This is a genomic window from Pseudomonas sp. FFUP_PS_473, from assembly GCF_002858665.1.
Lineage (GTDB): Bacteria > Pseudomonadota > Gammaproteobacteria > Pseudomonadales > Pseudomonadaceae > Aquipseudomonas > Aquipseudomonas defluvii.
The window spans coordinates 1-12,841 of record NZ_PJQQ01000043.1 but is presented as its reverse complement, the minus strand read 5'-3'; the positions used below and the strand labels follow the sequence as shown (position 1 = coordinate 12,841).

Here is a 12,841-nt window from a genome sequence, read left to right as displayed (position 1 = left end):
AAACCTCCTGAGCGTGCAAATCCTGCACGATAATAGTAATGATAGTAAATATAAAAAAAGACCCGGCAAAATGTGCCGGGTCAATAACCGTGATTAGCCTGATGAGGAGATAATTTGAGAGCCCGAACCGAGGCTTTTCAGCTTATCCAACCAGCCTTGCGGCCAGTGGCTCCAATAATAACAATTATCATTTGCATGTCAACTACTGTATCGGCTCTCAGTTGTTTTTCCGCGGCGCTCTTGCGTCGAGTTGCTGGTTCAGGGCTTCCTTACGCTCGACTGGAATGTCATTCCAGTGCATGTCGAGCAAGGCGCCTTCGATGGCATAGAGCAGTACCTTCGATGCCCTGAAGCCACGAGTACGCACGGCTTGATACGCATTGACCGCGCCCATGCGACGCAAGTCAGAGGCGCTGTGAATGCCGACTGCATGCAACCACTGCGCAGAAGTCTTGCCAAGATTCTTCAGATGCTGGAGTTCGTCGTTCATCAAGCCTCCTTGCGACGGCTGAACGGGTCGAGGGGAATCGCAGGCATACCAAGGGGAGTGTAGCGGCAGTTGGAAAATAAGCGGCATTTTGGCGCTTATGGGGGGCGGGCGGCGCCCTATGGCCCGTCAAGTGTGAGTCGGCGGGCCCTAGGGTTGCAGTCTGTTAACGTGTGCGGTAGCGCAGACGCGTTGCGAAATTAACTGACATGAGAATTTCGTCAGCATTCAGGTCTGGTGAAAAGTACACGCCGGAAATCTGGGCATGGGCCAGGCTGGCGCCTTCCATGGAGCAGTTTCGCAGATCCAGGCCACGCAGGTCGGCCGCCCGGAAGTAGGCACCAGTGAAATCTATGCCTGTGGTGTCCAATTCGCGCAGGTCCAGACCGCGAAAGTCGCCATGACTAAAATCGATGCTGGCGTCTTTCGGCCTTTCCTGATTGAAAGCCGCTACCTCTTCGTTACGCAGCAAGGCATACAGCGCAGAGTCGATTTGCCGGGGCTGGTTCATGGTAGGCCTCCTTATGTGATTGTGATGGCACTATAGTGCCATCACTTGAGAGACGCGAACCCACTGCCGAGAAGTGTCGACTGCTTCACGTCCGGGTGTTGCTTACAAGCCAGGCAGTTTTTGCCGAATCTGCTTGACCAGCTCGTCGAGACTGCCGCTTTCGTTGGTTTCTACGCGCTTGCTGTGCAGCAGTTCTTCGGCGCTCAATGGGTCGCGATTGGCCTTCTGTGCGGCTATCACCTCAAGCGTGGCGTCGGACGGGTCATTCTGGTCGGCCTGACGCTGCTTGAGCCAGCTTGCGATGACCGCATCAGGTGCATTGCAGTCGAGTATCAGGAACGGTACGCCCGTTTCACCCGCAATGCCCGCGGCGGTTTGACGTTGTGCGTGCTTGAGGTAGGTGGCATCGATGACAGCCGGAAAGCCTGCACGCAGGACAATGCCTGCCAGTGTATGCAGGCGTGCGTAGGTCGCCTGGCTGGAGTCCTGGTTGTAGATGCCAGCTTGCAAGTTGCCTGCATTTTCGGGCGTTTGCTCGCCGAACAGGCGCTTGCGCTCTACATCCGAGCGCAGGCGGATAGCGCCAAGTGCCTCGACCAAACGCATGGCGACATGGCTTTTGCCAACGGCCGACACACCGTGGGTAATCGCCAGGAAGCGCGAAGGAATAGCGCTGTAGCTCTCTGCCAGGGTTGCGTAGTTGCGGTACTGGCGCAGGGTTGTGGCACGCTGCACGCCGTCGGCATTGGCCGGCATGCTGAACAGGGCAACCTTGGCACGCACCAGTGCACGGTAGGCCTTGTAGAAGTTCAACAGCTCAAGGCCTTCATAGTCGCCGGTCAGTTCCAGGTACTGGCTGATGAAACGGCGGGACAGCGACTTGAGGCCACGGTCTTCCAGGTCCATCGCCAGGAACGCGGCGTCGGCATAGACATCGGTCAGGCGGAACGGCTCGTTGAATTCGATGCAGTCGAAGATCACCACCTTGCCGTCGATCAGGGTGGCGTTACCCAGGTGGATGTCACCGTGGCACTCACGGATGAAGCCTTGGGCTTTTCGGGCTTCAAGCAAGCCTTCAAGGCGCTTGAAGCTGCTGTGTGCCCAGGCTTGCAAGGCATCGAGTTGTTGCAGGTCAGCCTTTTCGCTCAGGAAGGGGCGTATCTGCTCAAAGTTCTGCTCAACCGGGGCCATCACGCTTTCCGGGCTGCCCAGCGGGTGATCCACGGCCACGCGCGGTGCGCTCAGGTGGAACTGCGCAATCTGGTGGGCCATCTGGTCGATATGCTCTGCCGTCAGTTCGCCATTGGCCTGCAGCGTGTTAAGCATCTGGCTCTGCGGGAACTGACGCATCTTCAGGGCGTACTCGATCGGCTCGCCTGTGCCGCCCAATTGTGGGGCTTCGGCGCTGCCAGTAATTGGCAGTACGTCAAGGTACAGCCCCTGCGTCAGGCGCTGGTTCAAACGCAGCTCTTCATTGCAGAAGTGCTTGCGCTGGGCCAGCTCGGTAAAGTCGAGGAAGCCGAAGTTCATCGGCTTCTTGATTTTGTAGGCGAATTCGCCAGTGAGCAGAACCCAGGAAATGTGTGTCTCAATAACCTGGAAACCGCTCACCGGATGAGGGTACAGGGCTGGGTTTTGCAGGGCTGCAATCAAGGCTTGGCTCACGGGCGATCCTTTGGAGTCGTGAAGAGTCTAAGCGCCCATTATGGCGACAAGCGGCCCCCGTGCAAACCGCCGGAGGGCGCCTGTCGACGAACAATAAAGTGCGTATAATCCGCGGCCATGACTCGTACCCAATCTTCCCGTACCCCCAAAAAACGTCCCTCTGGCCGTGCGCGCGCCCTGCTGGGCTGGGCTTTGAAGCTCAGCCTTGTCGGTCTCGTCGTGCTCGCGGGCTTTGCGATTTATTTCGATGCGGTAGTCCAGGAGAAATTTTCTGGCAAGCGCTGGACGATCCCGGCCAAGGTGTATGCCCGGCCGCTGGAGCTGTTCGTCGGCCAGAAACTCAGCAAGGACGACTTCCTTATCGAGCTTGATGCCTTGGGCTATCGGCGCGAGAGCGTCGCCAATGGGCCTGGTGCCGCTGCTGTCAGTGGTAATACGGTCGATATCAATACCCGTGGCTTCCAGTTCTATGAAGGGCTGGAGCAGGCCCAGGCGGTTCAAGTACGTTTCTCGGGCGATTACGTTGCCGGGTTGAGTGGAGCCAATGGCTCGAAACTGGCCGTGGTTCGCCTGGAGCCGCTGCTGATCGGCGGGTTGTACCCGAAGAACCTTGAAGACCGCATCCTGATAAAGCTCGATCAGGTGCCCCCGTACCTGCTTGAAACCCTGGTTGCCGTGGAAGACCGCGACTTCTATTCGCACTTTGGTGTTTCGCCCAAGTCGATTGCACGGGCCATCTGGGTCAACACCTCATCCGGCGCCATGCGTCAGGGTGGCAGTACCCTGACCCAGCAGTTGGTCAAGAACTTCTACCTGACCAATGAGCGCAGCCTCAGTCGCAAGCTGACGGAAGCCCTGATGGCGATGTTGCTTGAGCTGCATTACGACAAGCGCGAGATCCTCGAGGCCTACCTCAACGAGGTGTTCATTGGCCAGGATGGTCAGCGCGCGGTGCATGGCTTTGGTCTTGCCAGCCAGTTTTTCTTCAGTCAGCCGTTGTCAGAGCTCAAGCTGCATCAGGTCGCGTTGTTGGTGGGCATGGTCAAGGGGCCTTCCTACTACAACCCGCGGCGCTACCCCGAGCGGGCAACGGTGCGGCGTAACCTGGTGCTCGACTTGTTGGCCGAGCAGGGCGTTGCAACCCCGGAGGCCGTCGAGGCTGCGAAGAAAATGCCGTTGGGCGTTACCAAGCGTGGCAGCTTGGCCGACAGTTCCTTCCCGGGCTTCCTTGACCTGGTCAAACGCCAACTGCGTCAGGACTATCGTGACGAAGACTTGACCGAAGAAGGCCTGCGGATCTTTACCAGCTTCGATCCGATTCTGCAGATGAAGGCGGAGGCATCGGTCACTGACACCTTCAAGCGCCTTGCCGGGCGCAAGGGGGCGGATGAAGTCGAGGCAGCCATGGTGGTGACCAATCCGGAAACCGGTGAGGTCCAGGCGCTGATAGGCAGTCGCCAGCCCGGTTTTGCCGGTTTCAACCGTGCTGTGGATGCTGTTCGGCCGATTGGCTCTCTGGTCAAGCCGGCTGTCTACCTTACCGCGTTGGAAAAACCCAGCCAGTACACGCTCACGAGCTGGGTCCAGGATGAGCCCTTTTCGGTCAAAGGTGCTGACGGCCAGGTATGGAAGCCGCAGAATTACGATCGGCGATCCCATGGCACCATCTACCTCTACCAAGGGCTGGCGAACTCTTACAACCTTTCCACGGCCAAACTTGGTCTGGAAGTGGGTGTACCCAATGTGTTGAAAACCATTGGCCGTTTGGGTGTCGAAGTCGATTGGCCAGCGTTCCCGTCGATGTTGCTGGGGGCGGGCGGTATGTCGCCGATGCAGGTGGCTACCATGTACCAGACCCTGGCCAATGGTGGTTTCAATACGCCGATGCGCGGTATTCGCAGCGTACTGACGGCTGAGGGTGAGCCGCTCAAGCGCTACCCGTTCCAGATCCAGCAGCGTTTTGATCCAGGCTCCATCTATCTGGTGCAGAACGCCATGCAACGGGTCATGCGTGAAGGCACCGGACGTTCGGTTTACAGTGTCTTGCCAAGCTCTCTGACCTTGGCCGGCAAGACCGGTACCAGTAACGACTCGCGAGACAGTTGGTTCGCAGGTTTCAGTCAGGACCTGCTGGCAGTCGTCTGGTTGGGTCGTGACGACAATGGCAAGACGCCGTTCACGGGGGCCACCGGCGCATTGCAGGTTTGGACCAGTTTCATGCGCAAAGCCGACCCGCTCCCTCTGGATATGCCGCAGCCAGACAATGTGGTGCTGGCCTGGGTTGATGCCCATTCCGGGCAAGGGTCGGACGCAAGCTGCCCGGGCGCGGTCCAGATGCCGTATATTCGCGGTAGCGAACCGCCCCCCGGTCCTGCCTGTGGTGGTGAATCCGCGCCAGCCGAATCGGTAATGGACTGGGTCAAGGGTTGGATGAATTGAGCACTAGCGAAGAGGGTGTGAAGTGAATAAGTGGTGGTTTCCTGCCTTGACGGCACTGGCGCTACTCAATGGCTGTGCCAGCGTGCAACGTGGTTCGATCCCTGTTGTCGAGTCAGGCACGCGTGTTTCTAACAGTGAGCGAGTAACGGCCAGCCGCGGTGGCTATAACGCTGCCGCCAGCGGTGCGCGTCAGGCTCAAGCAATACCTCAGAACGATGCCGTAACCGTCATGGTGCCGCAGGGGGCTGGTGCGGCGCCGATCCAGACGTTCCCGGCGTCGACCAGCGCAGCACCAATTACACCGGGGCCGATTACGCCAGGCCCGGTGACATCGGAGCCGATGACGACCGCATCAATCAGCTCTGGCGGCTACAGCATGCCAAGTGCGCCAACAGGCATCCCTCGCGGCAATGCGGGTGGCTTGTCCGCGGATGAACAACTGGATGGTCCGGTGCTGGCGTTGCTGACCACTGCGCAGCAACAACAAGGCAGTGGTGATTACAACGGTGCCTCGTCCAGCTTGGAGCGTGCCCAGCGCATTGCACCGCGTGAGCCGCAAGTGCTCTACCGTTTGGCCCAGGTGCGCCTGGCCCAAGGGGATGCTGCCCAATCCGAGCAACTGGCTCGACGGGCGCTGACCTATGCCAATGGTCGACCCGATTTGCAGGCCGGGCTGTGGGACATCATCGCCCAGTCACGGGAGAAGCAAGGTGACGCCGCTGGCGCTGCGCTGGCCCGTCAGAAAGCGCGGGTGAGCTCGTAATGGACAAGCGGGTTCCGTCAATCGCCGACCATCTGTTGCTGATCGAGCAGGAGCTGCGCTTGCTTGGATGGTGGGAGGAGAGGGCGCCGAGTGCCGAGGCGCTGGCCAGTGTTGAACCCTTTGCGGTCGATACGCTGTCTTTTGAGCAGTGGCTGCAGTGGATCTTCCTCCAGCGTATGAAGATTATTCTTGAGAACGACCTACCGCTGCCTAACGCCTCCGGTATTCTCGAGATGGCCGAGATGGTTTATGTGGATCGGGTGCAGGAAAGTACGCAGCTGCGTCGACTGTTGTCCGAGTTTGACGAACTGATTCGCTCATCTCGCTGAGTTCCTGAGTTTCTCCTTCCGGGGCAGCTTCGTCTGCCCCGCACGCTCGTTGCCTGATGCTTCACATGCTCAGGCAAACGTTTTTCTGCTTGCTCAAGAGTGGCTTATGGTGAATTAACCGCGAAGATCACTTGACTTGAGCAGTTCGAATCAGAACAATCCAAAGTCCGCTGTAGAGGGACTGCCAGAAGCAGACCCGCTAAGCAGATCATGAGGCGCACACCCGCGCCGACCTGTTACACCCCGCAACGCGTTACCTCGCGCTGGGTGGGAAAACCCCGCAACACTCTGGGGCGCTCCCAATACTTGCTCAGTCAGTGCTGACGTAGTCGGCGATTTCGTCGCTCATGCTCTGCTTGGCAGTAAACCTATTAAGACCCGTTCCCATCGGACGGTATTCTGGCGTTTTAGAGGTGAACAACGTGGAGCTTTTATCTGGCGCTGAAATGGTCGTCCGCTTTTTGCGTGACGAAGGCGTTAAGCACATCTATGGGTACCCGGGCGGTGCTCTTCTTCATGTTTACGATGCTCTGTTCAAAGAACCGGAAGTGAGTCACATTCTGGTCCGTCATGAGCAGGCTGCAACCCATATGGCGGATGGTTACGCCCGTGCTACCGGCAAGGCTGGTGTAGTTCTGGTGACCTCCGGTCCTGGGGCGACCAATGCCATTACCGGTATTGCCACCGCTTACATGGACTCCATTCCGATGGTCATCCTTTCCGGTCAGGTGCCTAGCACCATGGTCGGTACGGATGCTTTCCAGGAAACCGACATGATCGGTATTTCCCGGCCGATCGTGAAGCACAGCTTCATGATCAAGCACGCATCGGAAATCCCTGAAGTTCTGAAAAAGGCCTTCTACCTCGCGCAGTCCGGCCGTCCAGGCCCGGTTGTCGTCGACATTCCGAAGGACATGACCAACCCGGCTGAAAAGTTCGAGTACGTCTATCCGAAGAAGGTCAAGCTGCGCTCGTACAGCCCCGCTGTTCGTGGGCACTCGGGCCAGATCCGCAAAGCCGCAGAAATGCTGCTCTCGGCTAAGCGTCCGGTTGTGTACGCTGGTGGTGGTGTCATCCTCGGCGGTGGCTCCGCAGCCTTGACTGAAATGGCGCAGATGCTGAACCTGCCGGTCACCAATACCCTGATGGGCCTGGGTTGCTATCCGGGTACTGACCGTCAATTCCTCGGCATGCTGGGCATGCACGGCAGTTACACCGCCAACCTGACGATGCACCATGCCGACGTGATCCTTGCTGTTGGCGCGCGTTTCGATGATCGGGTAGTCAACGGCCCGGCGAAGTTCTGCCCGAACGCCAAGATCATCCATATCGACATCGACCCTGCGTCGATCTCCAAAATGATCAAGGCCGATGTGCCTATTGTCGGGCCTGTCGAAAGCGTTCTGACCGAGATGGTCGCGATCCTCAAGGAAATCGGTGAGAAGCCTGAAAAGGCGGCAATGGATGCCTGGTGGAAGCAGATCGAAGAGTGGCGTGGCGACCGTGGCATGTTCCCTTACGACAAGGGTGATGGCAGTGTCATCAAGCCACAGACCGTTATCGAGACACTCTGCGAAGTGACCAAAGGCGATGCCTTCGTTACCTCCGATGTCGGCCAGCACCAGATGTTCGCGGCGCAGTACTACCGCTTCAACAAGCCAAACCGCTGGATCAACTCCGGTGGCCTGGGCACCATGGGCTTTGGCTTCCCTGCCGCCATGGGTGTCAAGCTGAACTTCCCTGAGCAGGATGTTGCCTGTGTCACCGGTGAGGGCAGTATCCAGATGAACATTCAGGAGTTGTCGACCTGCCTGCAGTACGACCTGCCGGTGAAGATCGTCAACCTGAACAACGGTGTATTGGGCATGGTCCGCCAGTGGCAGGACATGGCCTACAACAGCCGTCACTCGCACTCCTACATGGAATCGCTGCCTGATTTCGTCAAGTTGGCCGAAGCCTATGGCCATGTGGGTATCCGCATCACCAGCCTGAAGGACCTCAAGCCCAAGCTCGAGGAAGCCTTTGCCATGAAAGACCGGTTGGTGTTCATCGATATCCAGGTCGACAACAGCGAGCACGTCTATCCGATGCAAATCAAGGATGGCTCGATGCGCGATATGTGGCTGAGCAAGACGGAGCGTACCTAATCATGCGGCACATTATTTCCCTGCTGTTGGAAAACGAACCTGGTGCCTTGTCGCGCGTGGTTGGCCTGTTCTCCCAGCGTAACTACAACATCGAAAGCCTGACGGTTGCTCCGACTGAAGACCCGACCTTGTCGCGTCTGACGCTGACAACAGTCGGCCATGATGAAGTGATCGAGCAGATCACCAAGAACCTGAACAAGCTGGTTGAAGTGGTCAAGTTGGTCGACCTTTCAGAAAGCGCGCATATCGAGCGTGAACTGATGCTGGTCAAGGTCAAGGCCACGGGCGCACAGCGTGCCGAGATCAAACGCACCACCGATATCTATCGGGGGCAGATCGTCGATGTCAGTGCCAGTGTCTATACCGTTCAACTGACCGGTACCAGCGACAAACTGGACAGTTTCATTCAGGCTATCGGTACCGCGTCCATTCTCGAAACCGTACGCAGTGGCGTCACCGGCATTGCCCGTGGCGACAAAGTTCTTAGCATCTAACTCAAAAAATTAGCGAATGGCCTCGAAAGGCCGAGATAAGGGGTGTTTCATGAAAGTTTATTACGACAAAGACTGCGACCTTTCGATCATCCAGGGCAAAAAAGTTGCCATCATCGGTTACGGCTCTCAGGGTCACGCCCAAGCGTGCAACCTGAAAGATTCGGGTGTGGATGTTACCGTTGGTCTGCGTAAAGGCTCGGCTACTGTTGCCAAGGCTGAAGCGCACGGTCTGAAAGTCACTGACGTGGCCAGCGCTGTTGCCGCTGCTGACCTGGTCATGATCCTGACCCCAGACGAGTTCCAGTCTCAGCTGTACAAGAGCGAAGTCGAGCCTAACCTGAAGAAGGGCGCTACCCTGGCGTTCTCCCACGGTTTCGCGATTCACTACAACCAGGTTGTGCCACGTGCTGACCTGGACGTGATCATGATCGCCCCTAAAGCACCAGGCCACACTGTACGTTCCGAGTTCGTCAAGGGCGGCGGTATCCCTGACCTGATCGCGATCTACCAGGACGCTTCCGGTAACGCCAAGAACGTTGCCCTGTCCTACGCCGCAGGCGTTGGCGGTGGCCGTACCGGCATCATCGAAACGACCTTCAAGGACGAGACTGAAACCGACCTGTTCGGTGAGCAGGCTGTTCTGTGTGGCGGTACTGTTGAGCTGGTCAAAGCCGGTTTCGAAACACTGGTTGAAGCTGGCTACGCGCCAGAAATGGCCTACTTCGAGTGCCTGCACGAGCTGAAGCTGATCGTTGACCTCATGTACGAAGGCGGTATCGCCAACATGAACTACTCGATCTCCAACAACGCTGAGTACGGCGAGTACGTAACTGGCCCAGAGGTTATCAACGCTGAGTCCCGTCAGGCCATGCGCAACGCTCTGAAGCGCATCCAGGACGGCGAGTACGCGAAGATGTTCATCAGCGAGGGTGCCACTGGCTACCCATCGATGACTGCTCGTCGTCGTAACAACGCTGCCCACGGTATCGAAGTCATCGGTGAGCAACTGCGCTCGATGATGCCTTGGATCGCGGCGAACAAAATCGTAGACAAAGCCAAGAACTAATCTTGCCTTGATGCGATAAGAACGCGGCTTCGGCCGCGTTTTTTCGTTTAGAGGGTCAGCTTCTGGTATAAAGCTCACTGTGTGCACGATCTCTCGCTGCAAACAACAGCCGAAACTTTCCAAACCGTTGCAAGGTAATGTCCATGAGCGAACGTCCAGAAGAGCCCAGTAAGGCCTCCGACGCCGAAAGCCTGCTACCGATCGATGAGCATGTTGAAGAAGGGCATGATGCCGAAGGACGCAAGGTGCGGCATCGTGGTATCTATCTGCTGCCCAATCTCTTTACTACCGCCAACCTGTTTGCCGGTTTCTATTCCATCATCAGCTCGATGAGCGCACAAAGCGCGCTGAGTGCTGGTGATCCTCGCGAAGCGAGCAAGTATTTTGCCTTCGCCGCCATCGCCATTTTTGTTGCCATGGTGCTCGATGGCCTTGATGGTCGTGTTGCGCGCATGACCAACACTCAAAGCGCCTTTGGTGCCGAGTACGATTCCCTGTCCGACATGGTCGCTTTCGGTGTGGCCCCGGCATTGCTGGCGTTCGGCTGGGCGCTGGGCGACATGGGTAAAGTCGGCTGGATGGTGGCCTTCATTTATGTGGCTGGTGCCGCGTTGCGTCTGGCGCGTTTCAATACCCAGGTTGGCAAGGCGGACAAACGCTACTTTATCGGTTTGGCCAGCCCGGCTGCGGCGGGTGTGGTAGCCGGTACTGTCTGGGCATTCAGTGACTACGGTATCCAGGGTTCCAAACTGTCGTTCCTGGTGGCGCTGTTGGTTGCTGCCGCCGGCATGCTGATGGTCAGTAACATCAAGTACAACAGCTTCAAGGAACTCGACCTGAAGGGGCGTGTACCTTTCGTGGCGATTCTCGCCGTAGTGCTTGTGTTTGCTGTGGTCTTCAGTGATCCGCCACGTATTCTGTTGCTGATTTTCCTTGCTTATGCCGCTTCGGGCCCTATCCAGTACCTGTTACGCATGCGTCGGCGTAAAGGCACCGAGTGATGTAATTTCTGCGAGACTCCGTAGTCTACTGGTGCATCAGTCCACCCGTTCTACGGAGTCATCATGCTGATCAAGATGTCCAAGGCCTCTGACTGCAAAGCGTCAGAGGTCACCCCCGAATCTATCTATGTCTCTCGTCGCCATCTGTTGGGCGGGTCCTTGGCTGCGTTGGCTGTTTCAGCCCTGCCGCGTTTGGCCAGTGCCGCCGATGTTTCGCGTTATCCGGATGTCGATGCCGGTTCCGCGCCTGGTTGGTTCAACGAGAAGCTTGGTGGAACTCAATGGCAGGCGGTGACGGCGCCAGGCGAGGCCATTACGCCATTCAAAGATGCAACCCACTACAACAACTTCTATGAGTTCGGCCCTGATAAGGGAGACCCGGCGCAAAACGCGGCTGTGCTGAAAACGGCGCCTTGGACGGTAGTAGTCGATGGCGAGGTCGGAAAGCCCGGTCGCTATGCGTTGGAAGACTTCATCAAGCCCTATCAGTTGGAGGAGCGCATCTATCGGCTGCGCTGTGTAGAGGCTTGGTCGATGGTGATCCCTTGGTTGGGGTTCCCGTTGCCCGCTCTGCTCAAACAGGTGGAGCCAACATCCAAAGCGCGTTACATCCGCTTCGAAACGCTGCAGGATCCGAAAAGCATGCCTGGCCAACGCTCAGGCTTTGCCTTGATTGACTGGCCTTATGTAGAAGGGTTGCGTCTGGATGAGGCCATGAATCCGTTGGCCATACTGGCTGTTGGTATGTATGGGCGGGAGCTGCCTAATCAGAATGGTGCGCCTCTCAGGTTGGTGGTGCCGTGGAAGTATGGCTTCAAGAGCATTAAGTCGATCGTGCGCATCAGCCTCGTTGAGCAGCAGCCGAAAACCACGTGGCAAAGCATTGCGCCGGATGAGTACGGCTTTTATGCCAATGTGAACCCTCAGGTTGATCATCCGCGCTGGACCCAGGCGCGTGAGCGTCGGTTGCCGAGTGGGCTGTTCAGTCCGAATGTGCGCGACACGCAGATGTTCAATGGGTACGCAGAGGAAGTCGCTTCTCTCTATAGCGGTCTTGATCTAAGGAAGAACTACTGATGCGCTACCCATGGTTTCGCCTTGGTATTTTTGTTCTCGCCAGTTTTTGGCCTTTGTTTTGGCTCTACCAGGCGTGGGCGTTTGCATTGGGGCCAGACCCGGGCAAGGTGTTGGTCGATCGGCTGGGGTTGGGGGGGTTGATCTTTTTGCTCATTACCTTGTGCATGACGCCATTGCAGCGCCTGAGCGGCTGGTCTGGCTGGATTGTGGTGAGGCGCCAGTTGGGCTTGTGGTGCTTTGCCTATGTCGTGTTGCACTTGAGTGGTTACCTGTTCTTTATTCTCGGCCTCGACTGGGGGCAATTAGGCGTAGAGTTGCGCAAGCGCCCCTATATCATTGTGGGTGTTCTGGGATTTGTCGGGCTGCTTGCCTTGGCTGTGACTTCGAATCGCTACAGCCAGCGGCGGCTTGGGGCCCGCTGGAAGAGGTTGCACAAGTTGGTCTATGTGATCCTGGGGTTGGGTTTGCTGCATTTTCTGTGGGTCGTGCGTGCAGATCTGAAGGAGTGGGCGGTCTACGCTGGCATTGGCGTATTGTTGTTGGCGCTACGTATTCCTGCCCTGGGGCGGCGTATTCCGAGGCTGGCGATAGGAAAAGCCGCAACGACAACGAAAAGTTGAATTTAAGCCTTGACGCCCCGTTTCATCTCTCTATAATGCGCACCTCTTCCGGCGCAGTCGAAACGGAAAACTCATTGGTAATCAATGAGTTAGACGTTTAGCGATAGTGTCGGAAGTGCTTCGGTCGAATAGATCGGCAGCGGTGAAAAAGGTGGTTGACAGCGGGTTGAAACGCTGTAGAATTCGCCTCCCGCTAACGAGAGATCGAAGCGAGTCAAGTGGTTGAAGTTGAACGGAAAATT

General features: G+C 57.2%; 12 protein-coding genes. 9 read left to right on the top strand and 3 right to left on the bottom strand.

What is annotated here, in order from left to right; translation table 11 throughout:
• Positions 1-217: 217 nt before the first annotated feature.
• From CYD26_RS21910 to CYD26_RS21900, 3 genes are all read right to left on the bottom strand, one after another.
• Positions 218-490, bottom strand: coding sequence for a TfoX/Sxy family protein (locus CYD26_RS21910; protein WP_065758290.1), 273 nt, complete (start codon positions 488-490; stop codon positions 218-220).
• Positions 491-653: 163 nt separating this feature from the next.
• Positions 654-998 (bottom strand): pentapeptide repeat-containing protein, encoded by a 345-nt coding sequence (locus tag CYD26_RS21905; RefSeq protein ID WP_102053648.1) that lies wholly within the window; start codon positions 996-998, stop codon positions 654-656.
• A gap of 102 nt (positions 999-1,100) precedes the next feature.
• Entirely contained in the window at positions 1,101-2,663 is a 1,563-nt protein-coding gene (locus CYD26_RS21900; protein WP_102053647.1) for a bifunctional aminoglycoside phosphotransferase/ATP-binding protein, read from the bottom strand.
• 117 nt (positions 2,664-2,780) lie between these two features.
• Between CYD26_RS21900 and mrcB the strand changes: the two genes are divergently transcribed.
• From mrcB to msrQ, 9 genes are all read left to right on the top strand, one after another.
• Positions 2,781-5,102, top strand: coding sequence for a penicillin-binding protein 1B (gene mrcB / locus CYD26_RS21895; protein WP_065758293.1), 2,322 nt, complete (start codon positions 2,781-2,783; stop codon positions 5,100-5,102).
• Positions 5,103-5,124: 22 nt separating this feature from the next.
• Positions 5,125-5,865, top strand: a complete 741-nt coding sequence (locus CYD26_RS21890) for a M48 family metallopeptidase (protein WP_065758294.1) — start codon at positions 5,125-5,127, stop codon at positions 5,863-5,865.
• Complete coding sequence (locus CYD26_RS21885; protein WP_102053646.1) at positions 5,865-6,194, top strand: YqcC family protein; 330 nt, start codon at positions 5,865-5,867, stop codon at positions 6,192-6,194. Before CYD26_RS21890 ends, CYD26_RS21885 begins: the two co-directional genes overlap by 1 nt.
• Positions 6,195-6,616: 422 nt before the next feature.
• Positions 6,617-8,341 (top strand): acetolactate synthase 3 large subunit, encoded by a 1,725-nt coding sequence (locus CYD26_RS21880; protein ID WP_102053654.1) that lies wholly within the window; start codon positions 6,617-6,619, stop codon positions 8,339-8,341.
• A gap of 2 nt (positions 8,342-8,343) precedes the next feature.
• Complete coding sequence (gene ilvN, locus CYD26_RS21875) at positions 8,344-8,835, top strand: acetolactate synthase small subunit (protein WP_042125802.1); 492 nt, start codon at positions 8,344-8,346, stop codon at positions 8,833-8,835.
• A gap of 49 nt (positions 8,836-8,884) precedes the next feature.
• Positions 8,885-9,901, top strand: a complete 1,017-nt coding sequence (ilvC, locus tag CYD26_RS21870) for a ketol-acid reductoisomerase (RefSeq protein ID WP_065758296.1) — start codon at positions 8,885-8,887, stop codon at positions 9,899-9,901.
• 143 nt (positions 9,902-10,044) lie between these two features.
• Positions 10,045-10,902: a CDP-diacylglycerol--serine O-phosphatidyltransferase gene (pssA, locus tag CYD26_RS21865; protein ID WP_065758297.1), complete on the top strand. Its 858-nt coding sequence runs from the start codon at positions 10,045-10,047 to the stop codon at positions 10,900-10,902.
• Between the two features lie 63 nt (positions 10,903-10,965).
• Positions 10,966-11,979, top strand: coding sequence for a protein-methionine-sulfoxide reductase catalytic subunit MsrP (msrP, locus tag CYD26_RS21860; RefSeq protein ID WP_102053645.1), 1,014 nt, complete (start codon positions 10,966-10,968; stop codon positions 11,977-11,979).
• Positions 11,979-12,599, top strand: coding sequence for a protein-methionine-sulfoxide reductase heme-binding subunit MsrQ (msrQ, locus tag CYD26_RS21855; protein ID WP_102053644.1), 621 nt, complete (start codon positions 11,979-11,981; stop codon positions 12,597-12,599). The genes msrP and msrQ overlap by 1 nt, the downstream gene beginning before the upstream one ends.
• Positions 12,600-12,841 lie beyond the last annotated feature (242 nt).

Excerpts from the sequence above, each read along its gene's own strand:
- ilvC (WP_065758296.1), top strand. The coding sequence starts at position 8,885 with ATGAAAGTTTATTACGACAAAGACTGCGACCTTTCGATCATCCAGGGC.
- CYD26_RS21910 (WP_065758290.1), bottom strand. The coding sequence starts at position 490 with ATGAACGACGAACTCCAGCATCTGAAGAATCTTGGCAAGACTTCTGCG.
- msrQ (WP_102053644.1), top strand. The coding sequence starts at position 11,979 with ATGCGCTACCCATGGTTTCGCCTTGGTATTTTTGTTCTCGCCAGTTTT.
- CYD26_RS21885 (WP_102053646.1), top strand. The coding sequence starts at position 5,865 with ATGGACAAGCGGGTTCCGTCAATCGCCGACCATCTGTTGCTGATCGAG.
- msrP (WP_102053645.1), top strand. The coding sequence starts at position 10,966 with ATGCTGATCAAGATGTCCAAGGCCTCTGACTGCAAAGCGTCAGAGGTC.
- mrcB (WP_065758293.1), top strand. The coding sequence starts at position 2,781 with ATGACTCGTACCCAATCTTCCCGTACCCCCAAAAAACGTCCCTCTGGC.
- CYD26_RS21905 (WP_102053648.1), bottom strand. The coding sequence starts at position 998 with ATGAACCAGCCCCGGCAAATCGACTCTGCGCTGTATGCCTTGCTGCGT.
- ilvN (WP_042125802.1), top strand. The coding sequence starts at position 8,344 with ATGCGGCACATTATTTCCCTGCTGTTGGAAAACGAACCTGGTGCCTTG.
- pssA (WP_065758297.1), top strand. The coding sequence starts at position 10,045 with ATGAGCGAACGTCCAGAAGAGCCCAGTAAGGCCTCCGACGCCGAAAGC.